The 17348-nt window shown below is 70.8% G+C and carries 15 protein-coding genes and 1 pseudogene; 10 read left to right on the plus strand and 6 right to left on the minus strand.

Features of this window, described 5'->3' with window-relative positions; genetic code table 11:
• Positions 1–420: 420 nt before the first annotated feature.
• From ABD946_RS41130 to ABD946_RS41145, 4 genes and pseudogenes are all read left to right on the plus strand, one after another.
• Entirely contained in the window at positions 421–1023 is a 603-nt protein-coding gene (locus ABD946_RS41130; RefSeq protein ID WP_345290839.1) for a hypothetical protein, read from the plus strand.
• An 87-nt stretch (positions 1024–1110) separates the two neighbouring features.
• Positions 1111–1919, plus strand: a protein-coding gene (locus ABD946_RS41135; protein WP_345290840.1) for an IS5 family transposase whose coding sequence is annotated in 2 segments (ribosomal slippage) — positions 1111–1450 and positions 1450–1919 — 810 coding nt in all. Because the reading frame shifts where the segments join, the coding sequence is not laid out codon by codon here.
• 65 nt (positions 1920–1984) lie between these two features.
• Positions 1985–3067, plus strand: coding sequence for an RICIN domain-containing protein (locus ABD946_RS41140; RefSeq protein WP_345290841.1), 1083 nt, complete (start codon positions 1985–1987; stop codon positions 3065–3067).
• Between the two features lie 269 nt (positions 3068–3336).
• Positions 3337–3525 (plus strand): annotated as a pseudogene (locus ABD946_RS41145) (hypothetical protein); the annotation flags it as partial.
• Between the two features lie 28 nt (positions 3526–3553).
• On the opposite strand, the gene ABD946_RS41150 reads toward ABD946_RS41145, so the two are convergent.
• Positions 3554–4417 carry an alpha/beta fold hydrolase gene (locus ABD946_RS41150; RefSeq protein WP_345290842.1) on the minus strand — a complete coding sequence of 288 codons (864 nt, stop codon included), beginning with the start codon at positions 4415–4417 and terminating at the stop codon, positions 3554–3556.
• Positions 4418–4463: 46 nt separating this feature from the next.
• On the opposite strand from ABD946_RS41150, the gene ABD946_RS41155 reads away from it, so the two are divergent.
• Entirely contained in the window at positions 4464–5063 is a 600-nt protein-coding gene (locus ABD946_RS41155; protein ID WP_345290858.1) for a TetR/AcrR family transcriptional regulator, read from the plus strand.
• Positions 5064–5392: 329 nt separating this feature from the next.
• Positions 5393–5971 (plus strand): suppressor of fused domain protein, encoded by a 579-nt coding sequence (locus tag ABD946_RS41160; protein ID WP_345290843.1) that lies wholly within the window; start codon positions 5393–5395, stop codon positions 5969–5971.
• Between the two features lie 709 nt (positions 5972–6680).
• On the opposite strand, the gene ABD946_RS41165 is transcribed toward ABD946_RS41160, so the two are convergent.
• The 4 genes from ABD946_RS41165 to ABD946_RS41180 form a co-directional block, all read right to left on the minus strand.
• Entirely contained in the window at positions 6681–7457 is a 777-nt protein-coding gene (locus ABD946_RS41165; protein ID WP_345290844.1) for a class I SAM-dependent methyltransferase, read from the minus strand.
• 26 nt (positions 7458–7483) lie between these two features.
• Positions 7484–8260 (minus strand): hypothetical protein, encoded by a 777-nt coding sequence (locus tag ABD946_RS41170; RefSeq protein ID WP_345290845.1) that lies wholly within the window; start codon positions 8258–8260, stop codon positions 7484–7486.
• Between the two features lie 160 nt (positions 8261–8420).
• Positions 8421–10445 (minus strand): DUF8189 domain-containing protein, encoded by a 2025-nt coding sequence (locus tag ABD946_RS41175; RefSeq protein ID WP_345290846.1) that lies wholly within the window; start codon positions 10443–10445, stop codon positions 8421–8423.
• Positions 10446–10519: 74 nt separating this feature from the next.
• Positions 10520–11737, minus strand: coding sequence for an MFS transporter (locus ABD946_RS41180; protein WP_345290847.1), 1218 nt, complete (start codon positions 11735–11737; stop codon positions 10520–10522).
• 143 nt (positions 11738–11880) lie between these two features.
• Here ABD946_RS41180 and ABD946_RS41185 point away from each other — a divergent pair, with 143 nt between their 5' ends.
• Positions 11881–12825, plus strand: a complete 945-nt coding sequence (locus ABD946_RS41185) for a helix-turn-helix domain-containing protein (protein ID WP_345290848.1) — start codon at positions 11881–11883, stop codon at positions 12823–12825.
• Positions 12826–12856: 31 nt separating this feature from the next.
• Here the strand turns inward: ABD946_RS41185 and ABD946_RS41190 are convergent, their stop codons facing one another.
• Positions 12857–14089, minus strand: a complete 1233-nt coding sequence (locus ABD946_RS41190; protein ID WP_345290849.1) for a serine hydrolase domain-containing protein — start codon at positions 14087–14089, stop codon at positions 12857–12859.
• A 256-nt stretch (positions 14090–14345) separates the two neighbouring features.
• Between ABD946_RS41190 and ABD946_RS41195 the strand changes: the two genes are divergently transcribed.
• The 3 genes from ABD946_RS41195 to ABD946_RS41205 all read left to right on the plus strand — a co-directional run bounded on the left by ABD946_RS41195 (position 14346) and on the right by ABD946_RS41205 (position 17216).
• Positions 14346–14744: a DUF302 domain-containing protein gene (locus tag ABD946_RS41195; protein ID WP_345290850.1), complete on the plus strand. Its 399-nt coding sequence runs from the start codon at positions 14346–14348 to the stop codon at positions 14742–14744.
• Between the two features lie 320 nt (positions 14745–15064).
• Positions 15065–16939 carry an MMPL family transporter gene (locus tag ABD946_RS41200; protein WP_345290851.1) on the plus strand — a complete coding sequence of 625 codons (1875 nt, stop codon included), beginning with the start codon at positions 15065–15067 and terminating at the stop codon, positions 16937–16939.
• On the plus strand, positions 16863–17216 hold the full coding sequence (locus ABD946_RS41205) for an MMPL family transporter (protein WP_345290852.1): 354 nt from the start codon (positions 16863–16865) through the stop codon (positions 17214–17216). The genes ABD946_RS41200 and ABD946_RS41205 overlap by 77 nt, the downstream gene beginning before the upstream one ends.
• Positions 17217–17348 lie beyond the last annotated feature (132 nt).

Consider the following 17348-nt stretch of genomic DNA (forward strand, 5'->3'; position numbering starts at 1 on the left):
GCTTGGTCCACTGGCCGTCGGACTCCCTGGGAGACTGCTGCTTGTCACCGCTTTCGCCGCCCTTGCCGTCTCAGTGCTTGCCGCTCATGCGTGGGTCTCCTCTCTGGTGGTGAAGTACCTGGTGGGACGCCCGGGCGTGCTCGGACGGCCCGGTGGCATCGGGCCCGGCGGGCGTTCCGGGGGTGGCGGTGGCATCGTCATGGTGGAACCTCCTTGCCTGGGTGGAAGGTTGACGTTGCTTGACCCGTGGTGCCTTGATCGGGCACGGTGAGGGCGCCGCCAATCTGCCGCTGGGTCATCGAGCCGCTTCGCTCTGTCATCAGGGGCAGCGGCGTCCACCACGCCGTGCTCGGCATCGCCCGACTCCACAACCTCCTTCTCACCAGCCTGCGCGGACACCGCGCCCAGTAGAGTGCGGCCGTGGAACAAGTTCCCTGGTTCGAACACGAGACGGACGAGCTGACACCTGCTCAGCAGGAGTTCGCGGCCGTCCTCGCCACCCGCGCGAGCGCCTGGCCGGTGGACCCGCTCAGCACAGTCCTGCTGCCAGCCCCGTACACCCCGTACCGCGAGCTGCTGGCCTACCTGGACATCGACGATCCAGAACGCAACCAGGGTGTACTGACCATCGGAGCCCACTTCGACGGCACCGCCGTCCGCGCGGACACGCTCCACAACCAGGCCTTCACCCTCCCCGACGCGCCAACCGAGTTCACCTTCACCGCTGCCGGCGACCCCACGGACACGGCGACCCGTACAGCCACCTGGTTCGAGGCCGTTCTTGCGCGGCCCCTGGTCCGCTGTGAGTGGTTGCACGGGGGGAGGGTCTACGCAGTCCGCTACGAGTACGCCGACAACGGGCGAGGCCTCAGTGAAGGCTTCGAGACGCCGCTCGCCCCTCCTGGGCTGCAGAAGCGATTCGCGGCCGAGGGCATCGACCGCGGACGTGGTCGGATCAACCGCCTCAGCCTGGGTGAACCCGACCGAGTCATCCATGTCCGAGGCGTGAAGACCACGCCGTAGTTACGGGACAGCCCTAACTGATCATTTCAAAATGAGTTCGACTTGAGGGCTTGGCAGTTGAGGTGGCCGGGCGGCAGAGTGCTGCCCGTGTCGGATGATCTTGTGCCTGATGACCTCTGGGAGCGGGTGGCTCCGCTGCTGCCACCGCGTCCGCCGCGCCGTCACCGCTACCCCGGGCGGCTGCCGGCGGATGACCGTGCCGCGCTTCGCGGCATCGTGTACGTGCTGTGCAAGGGCGTGAGCTGGCGGGACGTGCCCGCGGAGCGGACCGGGTGCAGTGGTGTGACGGCCTGGCGGCGACTTCGCGACTGGACCCGGGCCGGCGTGTGGCCTCGTCTGCACGAGGTACTGCTCGCCGAACTGCGGTTGGCGGGCCTGCTGGAGATGGACGACGCGGCAATCGACGGCTCGCATGTCAGGGCCCTCAAAGGGGGGCTCACACCGGACCTTCGCCGGTCGACCGGGGCCGGCCGGGCAGCAAGCATCATCTGATCGTCGATCGGCACGGCACCCCGCTCGCCATCACGCTCACCGGCGGCAACCGCCACGACGTCACCCAGCTGCTGCCGCTCTTGGACGCGATCCCGCGCATCCGGGGCCTGCGCGGACGGCCCCGCCACCGGCCGCGCAGGCTCTTCGCCGACCGCGGCTACGACTATGACAAGTACCGCCGCATCCTGCGGCGCCGCGGCATCACCCCCAGGATCGCCCGGCGCGGCATCGCCCACGGCTCCGGACTTGGCAAGACCCGTTGGGTGGTCGAGCGAACTTTCGCCTGGCTGCACCAGTTCAAGCGCCTGCGGATCCGCTACGAGATACACGCCGATCTCCACCTGAGCCTGCTTCAACTCGCCTGCGGCATCATCTGCCTGAGGAAGCTCCGCACCTCATTCTGAAATGATCAGTAAGGTACATACGGCGTTTTCTCAGCGGCCATTCATGATCCCTAAGCTCACGCCTCGTGAAGAACGTGAAGAAGGCGATCGTGGTGCTCGCCTTGATAATGAGCTACTTCCCGCTGACCTCGACGGCGTTCGCGGCAGCCAAGTCGCCCGCGCAGGTAGTCGAGGACTGCGCCGACCCGAGGCCCACGCAGGCCGGGAACATCATCTACTGGGACCCCGAGTGCTACCTCACCTTCAAGAGCAGCAAGCAGGTATGGGGCGAGGCCACCATGCCCGACAAGCTCGGCAGTGGCAAGAGCCCCATCGCCTACGGCTGCACCAGTAGCGGCAACGTGAGCGTCGCCGGAACCAAGAGCTCCTCCACCAGCTTCTCCTTCGGCCTCGACATCGGTGGGAAGAAGAAGTTCGGTGACTGGGAGGCCTCCGTCGGGCCCAAGCTCGGTTGGAGCTGGACCTGGAGCACCAGCGACACCCACACGCACACCGCTGCGGTCCCCCTGGGCAGCGTCGGCTGGATCGAGGTCAGGGAGCCGCTGATCGAGGCGGTCGTCGACATCGATGCCCGCTACGACGGCAACAAGAACGAGCTCGTCAAGAACGCGGTCGTCCGGGTGCCGGACACCAGCCGGTCCTTCGCCTGGTTGTACCAGAGCCGCAAGATGACCGACACGGAGCTGAGGGACATCTGCGGGCAGGAGCCCCCGACCACCAGGACCTACGACATGTGGTCGGCCGGCGGCAAGGGTCCGTACAAGAACCTGCTGAGCGGCAAGTGCCTGGCCATCGGCCCCACCGTCCCCAACGGCGGGCTCGTGGTGCAGCGTACCTGCGACGGCGGGGCCGCGCAGAAGTGGAATGCCGTCAAGGCGAGCAACGGCTACTTCACCATTCGCAACAACAACGGCTACTGCCTCACAGTCCCCTACAACAACGGCACCCCGCCCGGCCAGAACACCCAGCTCATGTGGTGGGGCTGCGAGACCCGCTGGGACTCGGGCAACCAGCTCTGGTCGGTCAACCCGACCAAGATCAGCGGTACCTACACCTTCACCAACCAGTGGACGGGGCTCTGTCTCGCGCCGCACTCCAGCGAGATGACCAAGAACGGCGGCCGGGTGACCATCCGCAAGTGCGCGTAGCGGGATCGGTTGACCCCTCCTATGGAGTCCTCTGCGGAGTGGAGAAGACTCCGTAGGAGGGGCCCTGTCGACTTCGTGCATGGTTGGCCGTGGCCTGCGGGCGGTCGGCTCGTCGGGTCATGCGTGGTGGGGACTGCGGCACGTTCGTTGATCGTTTCGGAGCGTCGGATCACGGCCTGTCGCAGGTGGTGATCGCCGATCTGGTGGCCGAGTTGGGACCTGTGTGGCAGGCCCGGCGTGAGGCCGAGTCGTGCGACCGGCCGCGGCGGTCACTGCTGAGACGCGGCTTTCTGTCCAACGTCGCTTTTGCCGACCCCGACCACCTCGTGCGGACGGTCCGGCGTGGCTCACGGAAGATCCAGTACCGGCCACAACTCGTCGACGGCTGCCTTGCCGCGAGCGGGCTGACCATCGTCCCACCCTGGCTGCCGACGTCATCCCTGAGGCAACCTCCTTAACGGCAGCGGTCGGGGCTACCCGGTGGTGCTACTGCCCGATGGCATGGAGGATGCGCTCGGCCACCAGCTCCGGCTTGTCGGTCGGCAGCGCGTGGCCGGCGTCAGGCACGATCTCCACCCTGGCCGAGGGTGCGAGCCTGCTGAGGCGGTCGGCAACCTTGCGTGAGTCATGCATGGCGCTGCGCGCCCCGAGCAGGAACAACGAAGGAGCGCGCAGGCGGCGCAGTTCGTCGTCGGAGAGGACCGGTGGCACCGGGAGTGCGCGGCGGAATCCCATCGACGCGCGCATCAGGCCCATCAGCTCGGTCTCCAGGATCGCGCTGTTGCCGACCAGTCGGGCCAGCCGGGGGCGGAGCGGGCGGGGCGCGACTGCGGCGAGCCCGCCGGCGATCAGCCAGGCGTAGAACCGCGGCCCGAAATCGGCGAAGCCCGCGGGGTCAACCAAGACGAGGGACGCGGCCCGTCCGGGGTGGTGGATCTGGTGGTTGATCGCCAGCCAGCCGCCGTAGGAGCAGCCGACGAGCCGAGCGTCCGTCACCTCCAACGATGCCAGGACTTCGTCCAGCCAGGCGGCGCCGTCCTGGCCGTCGCGGATCGGGGTGGTCTGCACGCTCGCACCTGGCTCGCCGACCGTGTCGACGGCGATGACCGGACGGTGCCGGGCCAGCGTGTCGATGTACCGGTGCCACATCAGCGCGTTCCCACCCGATCCGGGTAGCAGCACGATCGGCTCACCGCTCGGCGGTCCGGTCCGGTAGACGCGAGTGGTCCCGAACGTGGTCGGAAGGTCGAGCGCCGTTCGCGGCCCCGGCCACAGCTCGGCCAGAGTCCGCTCGTATGCGGCACGGAACCGGTCTCTGGCTCGGTCGTTCCTGAACTCGCCAATTCGCATGGTACATGTGTATCACGGCATGATACGGGTGTACCAGGGAGGTGGGATCGTGGTCGATCACGAGGAGCGCCGACGGCAGATCGCCGAGGCGTTGTTGAGGATCGCTGACACACAGGGCCTGCAGTCGGCCAGCATGCGGGCCGTCGCGGCCGAGGCCGGCGTCTCCCTGCGGTTGGTGCAGTACTACTTCGAGACCAAGCAAGGGCTGCTGCTCGACGCGCTGGCCAGACTCGGCACCCAACTTCAGGCCCGCATGGAGAAGTGGATCGTCGCGGCCGGAACCCCGCCCACACCGCGCGGCATCGTGACCGCGCTCCTGTCGTGCATCCTGCCGACCGACCCGGAAAGCCGGCGGATCACCAGGACCTACGCCGCCTACTACACCCTGGTGCTCAACGACCCCGAGGTCCTGGAAGCGCACGGCGCTCGGCAACCGGAACAGCTGGAGGGCTTTCTCGCCAAGCAGCTCCGCGCGGCCCAGCAGGCAGGGCAAATCGACCCCGGCAAGGATGCCGAGATCGCCGCCGCCGGACTACTGGCCATGGTCAACGGACTGGGCTCAAGCGTGCTGGGCGGCCAGCGCACGGGCGACGCCGCACTCGCGATCCTCACCCATCACCTGGACGAACTCTTCCGGGCGTCGTGAGAGACGGTATGGCCCAAGTCGGGGAAGGATCCACCAACCATGGCCCTCGGCACCCGCACTCTCCCCAACTGTTCCGATTCGCATCGACCGACAAGGTGAGTTCAACCTGAGTAATCATGCACGAGGTTGTAAGGGGGGAGGTCTTCAGAAATCCGAACGAGAATCAATCGGGTGCCGGCGTAGGACGTTTTCCGACCTCCTGGTCAAGGCGGGAGTTCGAACGGAATGCCCGGCCGCAAATACGTCATTGAAAATAATCAATCCGGCCTGCAAATCGAATGCATCACTTGCAATCGAGGCGCGGGCAACGGGGGAGACGGAGAAGTGGAATGAGTGGAATTGTCAACCATCTGGAAAGTCGCCTCGGCCCGATGGGGGGCGGATGGTCGGTCAACCTGGGCGATGCAAGCGGCAAGTTGACAGTCTGCTCATTCTATGGCGGAAATATTTCCGGAGTCACCTCGTTCTCCACTGTGGGACTCAGCAACTTCCCGCTGAGGGACCTGAAGGATCCGGAAGATGATCGCGACTACCACATCGAGATCATCGGCTGCCAGTACGCCCCCCAGGGTGACTATGGACCATTCCCCGGATCACTGGAAGGCGTCGCTTCCCAGCTGATTTCGAGCGGGGATCTACTTCGCCGCGGCGATATTGTCGACCTTCCCGGGCCAATGGCTCCCGGAAGTGAGATGGTCGCACTCTACGCCGCAATGCCAGTTTACTTCGACCCAGATTTCTCCTCCGTTCACTTGGAAGACGGACGAGGAGTTGCGATCGTATGGATGATTCCGATCGGTGCGGCCGAGGTGGAATTCGTTCGGACGTACGGCTGGGAGGAGTTCGAGGCCCGGCTCACAATGCAGGATCCCGACCTGCTCGACCTGGGCCGACCGCAGATTCTATGACGTGCTCCTCTCCCTGAGGTTCAAGGGAAATCTCTCATCTTGAAGTCCGCATCGCGGGCGTCCATATCCAATGGACGCCCGCGACCCAGGGCTTCGGCGAAGTCGCGGGATATCCGATTCGTGAGCATATGGCCTCAGGCGGGTGAGAGGTATTCACGGATGCGGATGTCCAGCCCGAGACCCAGCCTTACGGCAGCTTCAAGCTGTCGACCAGTTGCACCTGGGGATCCCACGCCGCCGGGCGTTCGCTCACCGATCCGCGCCAAGGGCAGCCAGCTTCGATCCATGCAGCTCGCGCGGTCATGACCCCCGCATTCGAGGCGTCCTCGTAGCCGAATTCGATGAAGCAGCAGTTGCAGATTGCGAATGACGGCGTCAGTCCGTCGGAACCCCAGGCACCGAAGCCCTGATCGAGCCCGCACACAGAGCAATGGGCTCCTGGCCTCGGTGTCCTCGTCACAGGCTGATGCTACGTGCCGTCGGCCCCCGTCGCTGATGCTCGCCCGGGTCAGGCAGGCACGGCTTCCAAGATCATGGAGTTCTCTACGACCGTGACCTGCCTGGAAGACCGTGCCTGCCGACGCATCATTGCCGATTCCTCCACGTCCTGGCGCGTCGGCACGCTGACTGTCATACCTGCCACCGGGGCTGACGTCTCGTCCACCACGCCACGGTGCTGCGCCGGATGCGCGGCGGGCGGCCGATCGGTTCAGGCGGGCGGGACCCGGGCGGTGAGGAGGGGTTGGAAGAAGGAGCTCTCCTCGGGCGGGAGCCAGGTGGGCGAGGTGAAGCCCGATTCGACAGCCAGGTCGGACAGGTGGTCCTGGGGGAGTGCCCAGTACGTGGTGCGTCGCACCTGGACGTCGAAGTCCTCGCCCTTGGGGAGGAGTTGGAAGTGCTCCAGGTCGTAGCGCTCGCCGTCCTCGTGCCAGTGCCAGAGCTGGAAGGTGACGGTCCGTTCGTTCCCCTCGCCGTTGACCTGGGGGGCGGTCGAGGTGGGGCGGGACTGCCGGATCCGGTCGTAGTCCCGGGTGCTGATCAGGAGCAGCCCGCCGTCGCGCAGCACCCGGCGCATCTCGGCGAGGGCCGCGCGGACGTCCTCCGCCGTCAGCAGGTGCGGCAGGGCGTTGTCGGCGCAGACGACGACGTCGAAGGCGGCGTCCTCGAACGGGAGCGAGCGCATGTCGGCGGCGGAGGTCGGGACGGCCAGCCCCCGCCGGTCGGCCTCGTGCCCGGCGCGGTCGGCGGCCGCCGGGCTCAGGTCGGTGCCGGTGACCCGGTGGCCGCGCAGGGCGAGGCCGAGGGCCTGGGTGCCGATGCCGCACGCGCAGTCCAGCACCGTGGCGGGCGAGGGGCCGAGGGTCGAGCGGATCACCGCGTCCAGCGCCGCGCCCTGGGCCGCCACCGAGCTCTCCCAGTCGCGGTAGATCAGGTGGTAGTCCGCTGCGAGCCGGTCGTAGAACCGCGCCACGGAGGTGTCGTCCATGGCGGGCAGGTTACCGGGGTTCCCGGTCATCGGGCCGCCGACCGGGGCGCCGGGGCGCGGGTCGCGGCGTCCCAGGCCTGTGGGTCGGTGGAGTGGTGGCGGTGGCCGGCGGTGAGGACGGTGCGGAGTTCGTGGAGGTGAGGGGTGTCCGGCGGGAGGTCGAGGCGGGTGAGGAGGGCGAGGGCGGCGGTCGGTTCCAGGTCGCCGTAGAGATCGTGGTAGCTGGTCAGCAGGCCTTGGAAGAGCGGCTCGTGGAGGGCCGGGAGGCGGAGGGCGGTGGCATAGGCCCGCCGCTTCACCGGCCAGGGGACGGGGCCCGAGCAGGCCAGGACGCGGCCGGCCCGGCGGAGGAGGGGTGCCGGGCCGCCCGTCGCCACGATCCGGTCGAGATCGAGGCCGAGCACCTCGGCGAAGGCCGTCCCGGCGGTCGTGCGGTCCTCGAACCAGTCGACCCAGAGCGAGTAGGTGACGGCCTCGGCGTCCCGCTCGGCCTCCAGTCGGCGGCGGTAGCCGGCCCACAGGGTGGTGGGGGGCAGCGGTCCGTCGGGGCCGCGGTCCGCGAAGCGGATCTCGCAGGTCACCCAGTAGTCGTCGAGGAGGTCCAACAGGCCGAAGGCGAGCTCCAGTTGCCCGTCCGCGTCGAGGGAGTCGTCGGCGAAGACCTCGGCGGTCCAGCCGTGCGCGACTTCGTTGGCGGTGAGCAGGCGGCCCGGGGCCTCGGCCTCGGTCCAGCCGGCGGGGGTCTCGGTGATGCCGCACTCGGCGAGCCAGTGGCGGGCGCGCTCGGCCAGCTGTTCGGTCATCCGCGAAGTATGACAATACCCGGGCCTGATGGATCGTCAATTTCCCCGGAAAGCAGTGGGAAAGATCGTGGCGCGATCGCGGTGGTGGTCGGCGCGGGCGGGACGGCTCGGCGCCCGTGACGGGAGCCGGGCCGCCGTCCGCCCGGTGGTCGGGGCTGAGTCAGCCGATGGGCTGCCAGTTGGTGTGGGAGAAGGAGCCGTTGGTGTTCTGGCGGTTGTGGTACATCCGGCCGTCGAGGCCGAGGGCGACGAGGTCGGCCAGGCCGTTGCGGTCGACGCCCGCGGCGGGGACGCCGACGATCTGGCCGGCGGCGCCGGGGCCGCGCAGGTCGGCCCAGCTGCCGAACGCTCCGTTCGGGGCGTTCTGGACGCTCACGCTGATCCCTCCGCCGAGGTTGCGGACGAACGCCACGATCCGCCCGTCGCCGCGGGTGACCGCGGCGGGTGCGCCGACGCCACCGTCGTCGGGGCCGCCGCCGAGCGCGCCCGCCGCGGCGGCCCAGCCGCCGCCGGGGGAGGTCTGCCAGAGGGTCATGGTGTAGGACTTGGCCGAGAGGTCGACCAGCGGGTCAACGGCGTCGAGCTGGCGGTAGAGGAGTTCCAGCCTGCCGTCCTGGTCCATCGCGACCGTCGGGGCGCTGGTGGGTGCGACCGGGAGGTCGCCGCCCCGGACGAAGGGCTGGTTGGTCGCGGGCTGGTACCAGTGCAGCACCGAGGCGCTGGCGTTACGGGGCGCCCAGCCGAAGAGTTCGATCCGGCGGTCCTTGGTGGTGAAGACGGCGGGGGCCTCCTGGATGCCGCTGCCGCCCATGTCGGCCCAGCCGCTCCACCCACCATTGGGGGTGGTCTGCCAGGTCGAGCTGATCCCGCCGCCCGCGTTGCGGACGAACACCTGGAGCCGGCCGTCCTCGTTGGACGCCGCGACCGGAGCGCTGACCTGCAGGGCGTCGGTGGGCAGGTTGGGGCTGCCGAGCGATCCCCACGCCCAGCCGCCGGCCGCCGTCTGGTAGTTGGAGACGATCGCGCCGGTGTCGGACCGCTGGCCGAGGACCTCGATCCGACCGTCCTGGTCGCGGCCCACCGACACGCCCGCGGCGAGCGGCCCGGGTGCCTGGGCGTGGACCGTCGGCCCGGTCCAGGCACCGGAGGAGTTCTCCTGCCATTCGAAGAGCTTGCCGCTCTCCACCGCGAAGGCGTGCAGCCAGCCGTTCCGGTCGGAGATCACCGACTGGGTGGAGCGGGGCGTCCGGTACTGCTGGCGGGACTCCCAACACTGGTAGTACGCGTTGCTCGCCCCGGCCGGGTTGCAGGCCGACGGGAACTCACCGGTGGACGGGTCCCTGGGCAGCAGTGGGTCGTTGGGCGCGTAGGCGCCCTCGAAGGTCGTGACCTTCTCCAGGGCCGCGGCACTGGAGAGGTTCGCGGGCGTGTCCTGGATGTTGTAGTCGCGGTAGTGCTCCACCACCACGCGCTGCGGGGCGGTCCCGCCGTACCGGCCGACGGCCTTGTCGGCGAACCGGGCCGCGGCGGTGTGGTCGGGGTTGTCGCCGTGGAACTCGGGCTTGAAGCCGAGCTCTCCGGCCAGCAGCGGGTCCGGTGCGGGGTCCTGGATCCGGACCAGGGTGGGGTTGGCGGAGGCCAGGATCCGCGTCAGGACGTCGTCCAGCCCGGCACTGCTGTAGGACTGGGGCCACCTGCCGTTGTCGGCCATGGCGAGCGTGGGTTCGGTGCCGCCGTTCCAGATCCGGTTCAGCGCCCCCAGCCCCTGGTAGGCGTCCGCCCCGCCGTCGTGGAGGCCGAGGAAGTACAGGTTGACGTTGCCGAGCGCGTAGCGCTCCACAGTGTGCGTGCCGAACGTCACCTCGCCGAAGTTCCAGCAGGCGTCCGGGCAGGTCACGCCGAGCATCTGGGAGTACGCCGCCAGCGCGCCGTTCTGACGCTGCCTGGCGTACTCGACGCCGGCGGTGGCCTCGCCGGCGCTGAGGTAGACCGTGGTGATCGGTATGCCGGCCTTGATGCTGTTGGACAGGTCCGGGTTCATGAACAGCAGGTCGTCGTCCTCGTGGGCGACGATCTGGACGATTCCCGCCCCGGGCTGGGCCGCCCGGGCCGCCTGAGTGAGCGTCAGGGGCGCTGCCGCCACCACGGCGGCGGTGAGCAGTGTGCCCAGTCGTCTGAGACGCATCGTGTCTCCCTCATCTAGATGATCATGACGGTGTCGGCGCACGGTAGCAGCGACGGGCCCCGGGGGCATCCGGGTTACGGCGCGCGCCGTAGGCCGCGGACGGCCGGGACGGCGAGGAGGGCGGCGCAGCCGGTGAGGCAGGTGGCGGCGGAGAGGAGCAGGAGGTGGGAGGGGGAGGCGAGGTGGGTGGCGGGGCCGGCGAGGAGTTGGCCCAGGGTGATGCCGGTGATGGAGCCGGCGAGTTCGTAGGCGGAGACGCGGTTGAGGACGGCGGGCGGGGTGTGGGTCTGGACGCTGGTGGCCCACATGACGGACCAGAAGGCGAGGGCTGCGCCGCCGAGGACGTGGGCGGTGAGCAGGAGCGGGAGGGAGGTGGTGAGGGCGGTGCCGAGGGGGAGGGCGGTGTAGAGGGCGAGGACGGCGGCGCCGGCGGCGAGGGGGCGGGTGGGGCGCAGGCGCAGGGCGAGCAGGCCGCCGAGGACGGTGCCGACGCCGAGGAAGGAGACGGCCAGTCCGTAGCTGCCCGGGCCGAGCCGGGCGCCGATCAGGGCCGAGCTCAGCGGGACCAGGGGGCCGAAGAGCAGGATGCCGTAGAGGAGCCAGATCAGGATCACCGACCACATCCAGGGGCGGTCGCGGAACTCCCGCCAGCCCTGGTGCAGTTCGACGCGGAGGGAGGTGCGGGGAAGGGACGGCGAGTCGGGGAGGCGGAGGAGGCCGAGGCAGAGGGCGCTGAGGAGGAAGGTGGCGGCGTCGACGGCGTAGACCGCACCGGCGTCGGTGAGGGCGATCAGCAGGCCGGCCAGGGCCGGGCCGAGGAGGTGGGCGAGGGCGTCGGCCACCTTGAGGGTGGCGTTGGCGCGCTGGGTGTCGCGGGCGACCAGCGGGACCATGCCGTTGACGCCCGGGAGGAACATCGCCACCGCCGCGCCGGCGACCGAGGCCAGGGCGACCAGCAGCCAGAAGGGCGGCGGCCCGGCGAAGAAGGCTGCGGCCAGGGCGCCTTGGGTGCCGACCCGGACGAGGTCCGCGCCGACCATCAACCGCCGCGCCCCGAGGCGGTCGGAGAGCACCCCGCCGAAGAGGACCAGGAGCACGAAGGTCCCCGTCCAGGCCCCGAGGACGGCTCCCACGCCGGACACCCCGTACAGGGCCCCGACCGCCAGCGCCGTGGCAACCGGCATCATCGCGTCGCCGAGGAGGGAGACGGCCCGGGCGGTGAAGTAGAGGGTGAACCGCCGGTCCCAGAGGGGGTGTTGGGCGGTGGGACGGGAGAGCTGGGCAGTGGTCACGGTGTCGATCATCGGGGTGGCCGGGAGGCGGCCCCAGTGTCCGGAACGACATGATGGGGTACTTTCGCGCCATGACGCCGCCGAGCAGGTCGAGCAGGTCAGGTAGGTCGAGCAGGCCGGGGAAGTCCACCGCGCCGCACCGGGTGGTCGCACTGCTGGCGGCGCCGCAGTCGGCGTTCCTGCTCGGGTGCGCCGCCGAGGTGTTCCGGGAGGGCGGGGCGGAGCGGTACGCGTTCGGGGTCGCTGCGGAGCGGCCGGGGGCGGTGCGGAGCGAGGCCGGGTACGAGCTGCTGGTCACCGCCGGGTTGGAGGCGCTGGAGGGAGCCGACACGGTGCTGGTCCCGGGGTGGGGCGCCGGAGAGGTGCCGGAGGCGGTGTGCGCGGCGGTGCGGCGGGCGCACGGGCGCGGGGCGCGGATCGTCGGGCTCTGCTCGGGGGCCTTCGTGCTCGCCGCCGCCGGGCTGCTGGACGGGCGCCGGTCGGCCACGCACTGGGCGCGGGCCGGGGAGTTGGCGGTCCGTCATCCGCGGGTGCGGGTCGATCCGGCGGTGCTGTACGTGGACCACGGGGACGTGGCCACCAGCGCCGGCTCGGCGGCGGCGGTGGACCTGTGCCTGCACCTGGTGCGGACGGACCACGGTGCGGCCCACGCGCTGCGGGTGGCACGGAAGTTGGTGATGCCGCCGCACCGGGAGGGGTGCCAGCTGCAGTACGCCGAGCTGCCGGGCGAGGGCGAGCGGCCGGTGGCGGACTCGCTGGCACCGCTGCTGGAGTGGCTGTCCGGGCGGCTGGACCAGCCGGTGAGCGTGGCGGAGATGGCGCTGCGGGCGCAGCTCTCGCCCCGGACGCTGACCCGGCGATTCACCGAACAGCTCGGCCTCAGCCCCGGCCGCTGGCTGCTGGACCGCCGACTCGCCGCCACCCGCGCGCTGTTGGAGGAGACCGACCTCCCGGTGGAGACCATCGCCCACCGCGTGGGCCTCTCCTCGGCGGTCAACCTGCGCCGCCGCTTCCACGAGGCCCTGCGCACCACCCCCGCCGCCTACCGCCGCGCCTTCCGGGCGGCCGGGGGGCCGGACCGGAACTGAGCGGGGGGCAGGGGCGGGGGTGGTGAGGAGGTCAGGGCCTGCTGGGGAGGGTGTAGACGTGGTCGGGGGTGGCGATCTCGGTGACGGCCTTGGCGAAGAGGCCGCTGGGCTCGTGGCCGTCGTGGAGGACGTCGGTGTTGAGGAGGATGACCATGGTGGCGTCGGCCTCGGGGAGGTACATGGTGACGCTCTCGTAGCCGGGGAGGGAGCCGTCGTGGCCGATCCACCCGTGGGTGGCGAACAGGCCGAGGCCGTAGCCGCCGTCGCTCAGGCCGGGGACGGGGACGAACTTCTCGCGCTCGTGCTGGGTGGCGGGGGTGAGCAGCTCGCCGGTGGCCAGCACCTTGGCCCAGTCCCGCAGGTCGCACAGGTCGGAGACCATCGCCCCCGCCGCCCAGGCCCAACTCGGGTTCCAGTGCGTGGAGTCCTCGACCTCGCCGCTGAGGGTCTGGTTGGTGTAGCCGTGCGGATAGGGGGAGGGGAGGGCGGTGTCGTGCGCGAGGAAGGTCTCGTCCAGGCCGGCCGGGCCGGTGACGTTGCGCAGGAGGAAGTCCTGCAGCGGTAGGTTGCCGAGCTTCTCCACCACCAGGCCGAGCAGGACGGTGTTGGTGTTGGAGTACTGGAACTGCGTCCCGGGCGCGAAGACGTTGTCGTGCTTGAACGCGTAGCCGAGCAACTCCTGCGGAGTGAAGGAGCGTTGGGGGTTGCTCAGCAGGTCGTGCTGGAAGTCCGGGTCGAAGGTGTACGAGTACAGGCCGCTGCGCATCTCGGCCATCTGACGGATGGTGATCTCGTCCCCGCAGGGCACGCCGTCCAGGTAGGTGGAGATCGGTGCGTCCAGGTCGACCAGGCCCCAGTCGACCAGCTTGAGCAGGGCGGTGATGGTGAAGGTCTTGGTCTCGCTGCCGATCCGGAAGTGCATCGCGGGATCCATCGGCTCGCCGGTCTGCTTGTCGGCCACGCCGAAGGTCTTGAGGTACTCCCCGCGGCCGGGCAGCCAGAGGCCCGCGATGACCCCGGGGGTGCCGGTCTCCTGCCGGACGCGTTCGATGGCCTCGTCCAGGCGGGCGACCAGGGCCGGGTCGAGCCCCTCGGTGGAGACGGTCGCGGCCGGGTGGGCGGCCGTGGCGGCGGCGGGCGGCGCGGGGAGAAGCGTGGTGGGGCGGTGCCGGGCCTCGGCCGGGGGAGCGGCGAGGGCGACCGGGAGCAGGGTGGAGAGGGTGAGCAGGGCGGCGGCGAGCCTGCGGGCGGGGGTGCGTCGCATGGGCGGGACGGCCTCTCTTCCGGATGGGGGACCTTGCGTGCCCACGGTCACACCGGAGCCGGATGCGGGCGGACCGGCCCCGGGGGAGGCCCGGCGATTCCACCCGTACGGACCCGGGCCGGCCCGGAGAGGCCCGCGCTGACCGGGCCGTGGGCGCGGCGGAAGCGGGGGAACGGCTGATGGGATACCCCCTGGAGTATGGTGAGAGAAGATGGATCAATGCCCCCAGGGGTATTCGGAGAGATGGAGTGGAGACATGGAGCAGGAGCTGACCGTCGCGCTGGACGTCCCGTTCGCCGAGGCCGTCGCGCGGGTGCGCGACGCGCTGGCGGGGCAGGGGTTCGGCGTGCTGACCGAGATCGACGTGCAGGCCACGCTGCGGGCCAAGCTCGGCGAGGAGATGGAGGACTACCTCATCCTCGGCGCCTGCAACCCGCCGCTCGCGCACCGCGCACTGGCGGTGGACCGCCGGATCGGCCTGCTGCTGCCGTGCAACGTGCTGGTCCGGACGGAGGCCGGCCGGACGGTGGTCGAGGCCGCCGACCCGCAGCTGCTCGTCACCTTCACCGGCCACCCGGAGCTGACCCCCGTCGCCGACGAGGCGGCGGAGCGCCTCCGCGCAGCCCTGGCCACCCTGGCCACCCTGACCGGCTGAGCCGACTCGCCTGGCCGCACCAGGCGGCGGCGATCGGTCCAGCCACCCCGGCCGACGGAAGCGCGGGCCCGCTCGGCGGCGTGCTGTGCCGCGTGGCTGGGCCCGTGTAGCTCGCGCGGCCGGCGGGTGCTTCCCGGCCGTGGTGCTCGCCTGCCGGACGCGCCCGCTCGGCGGGCGTGCCGGGCCGCGTGGCTGGGTCCGCGGCGCTCGCGCGGCCGGCCGGTGTTCCTCGGTCGTGGTGCTCGTCTGTCGGACAGTCCCGCTTGACGGCGGGCTTTTTCTTCGCCTCCGTGTATACCCCCACCCGTATAGGAAGTCCCATGAGCATCCTCGCGAAGGTCGCCCCCACGCTCTCCGAACCACCCTCAAGCCCCGGCCTGCTGGGCCGTCTCGGCCTCTGGTCGGTGGCGCACTTCAAGTCCGTGCTGGTCGGCTGGCTGGTGGTGGTCGCCGCGCTGGGGGCCTTCGCCCCGCAGGTGACCACGGCGCTGTCCGGGGCGGGCTGGCAGGCGGACGGGTCCGAGTCGGTGAAGGTCCGTCAGCTCGCCGAGCGGCACTTCGCCGGGAACGCCTCCACCGCACTGCAGATCGTGGTCGCCGCCGACCGCCCGGTGGGCGACCCGGCCGTCCGGCAGGTGATCGACCGGGCCGGGGAGCTGGCGGCCGCCGATCCGCGGGTCTCCGTCGTGGTGCCCCCGCAGGAGGGGGCGACGGTGAGCCAGGACGGCCGCACGGCCGTACTGCTGGCCGGAGCGGCGGCCTCGCCGGACGACATGGTGCGCGCCGCCGACGATCTCAAGGGTCCGCTCGCGGCCCTGTCGGGCGGCGGGGTGGAGGTGCACGCGACCGGAGCCTCGGTGCTCTGGAGCGACTTCAACAAGGCCAATCACGACGCGATGATGAAGTCCGAGGTGATGTCCTGGCCGGTCACGCTGGCCATTCTGGTGCTGGCCTTCGGATCGCTGGTCGCGGCCGGGCTGCCGCTGCTGCTGACCATGGCGGGGCTGGCCGCCTCGGCCGGTTCGCTGGTGCTGATCAGTCATCTGTTCCCGGTCTCCATCTGGGCGATGAACTTCGCGATGATGTTCGCCCTCGCCCTCGGCATCGACTACGCGCTCTTCCTGGTGGTGCGGTTCCGGGCGGCCCGCGCCGCCGGCCAGGGAGACGGCCGGGCGGTGGCCGAGACGATGGACACGGCGGGCAAGGCGGTGCTGCTCTCCGGAGCCACCGTGCTGGTCAGCCTCTCCGCCGTGATGCTGGTGCCCTCCCCGGCCTTCAGGTCGATGGCGGGCGGCATCATGCTGGCGGTGCTGTTCGTGCTGGCCGCCACCCTCACCCTGCTGCCGGCCGTGCTGGGCCGCCTGGGCCACCGGGTGGACGCCGTCGCCCTGCCGTGGGCCAAGCGGGCCGGGCACAGCTCCCCGCGCTTCGCGGCTTGGGGCGAGCGCCTGTGGCGCCACCCCGTCCGCTACGGCGCGCTGGCCCTGGTGGCGCTGCTCGCCCTTGCCGCGCCGGTGCTCGGCCTGCGCACCGCGATGCCCTCGATCGCCGTGCTGCCCGCGGACGCCGACGCCCGGGCCGGGTACACCGCCGTCCAGCAGGCCTTCGGCCCCGGCGCGCCAGGTGCCCTGCAGATCGTGGCCCCGGCCGGGCAGGCCGAGGCCGTCGCCGGGCAGCTCGCCGCCGCCCCGGGCATCGCCGGGGTGATGCCCGGTCAGCCGGCGGCCGACGGCTCGGGGCTGACGCTGATCCAGGCCGTCCCGTCCGTGGACCCGTCCAGCCCGGAGCTGGAGCGCACCGTGGACGCGCTGCGCGCGCAGCTGCCGGAGGGGGCGCTGGTCGGTGGCGCGGCGGTGGAGAACCTCGACCTCCAGGCGCTGCTCACCGCGAAGACGCCGCTGGTGATCGGGGTGGTGATGGCGCTCGGCTTCCTGCTCCTGCTGGTCGCCCTGCGGGCCCCGCTGATCGCGGCGCTCGGCACGCTGGCCAGCCTGCTCTCCACCGGCGCGGCGTTCGGCGTCGCCCGGCTGGTGTTCCAGGACGGCCACGGGGCAGGGCTGTTGAGCTTCACCTCGCAGGGCTTCCTGGACGGGTGGGGCGCCGGTGTTCTTCTTCGCCATGATCTTCGCCATCGCGATGGACTACACCGTCTTCCTGCTCGCCTCCGCGAAGGAGCAGTACGAGCGCACCGGTGACCCGCGCCGGGCGATGGTCGGCGCGCTGGCCCACTCCGGGCGGGTGGTCTTCGCGGCGGCCGGGGTGATGGTCGCGGTGTTCTTCACCTTCGCGATCTCCGGGCCGCTGCCGCCCAAGGAGATGGGCATCGTGCTCGGCGTGGCGGTGCTGCTGGACGCGGCGCTGGTGCGGCTGGTGCTGCTGCCGGTGATGCTGCGCCTGACCGGGCGGGCCGCCTGGCACACCCCGAGGTGGCTGGACAGGGTGCTGCCGAAGGTGACCTTCTCGCACGGCTGAGGGGGTGGGGCCGACGGCCCGGGCAACGGGCCCGGGCCGTCGGCGTGGTGTCGGTTCGTCAACCGACCACGCTTGCACGGCCGTTCTGCCAGGATGGGAGGGCGGGTGACCGGGACACGGCAAGAGGGGGCG

Source organism: Kitasatospora albolonga, from assembly GCF_039535905.1.
Lineage (GTDB): Bacteria > Actinomycetota > Actinomycetes > Streptomycetales > Streptomycetaceae > Kitasatospora > Kitasatospora albolonga.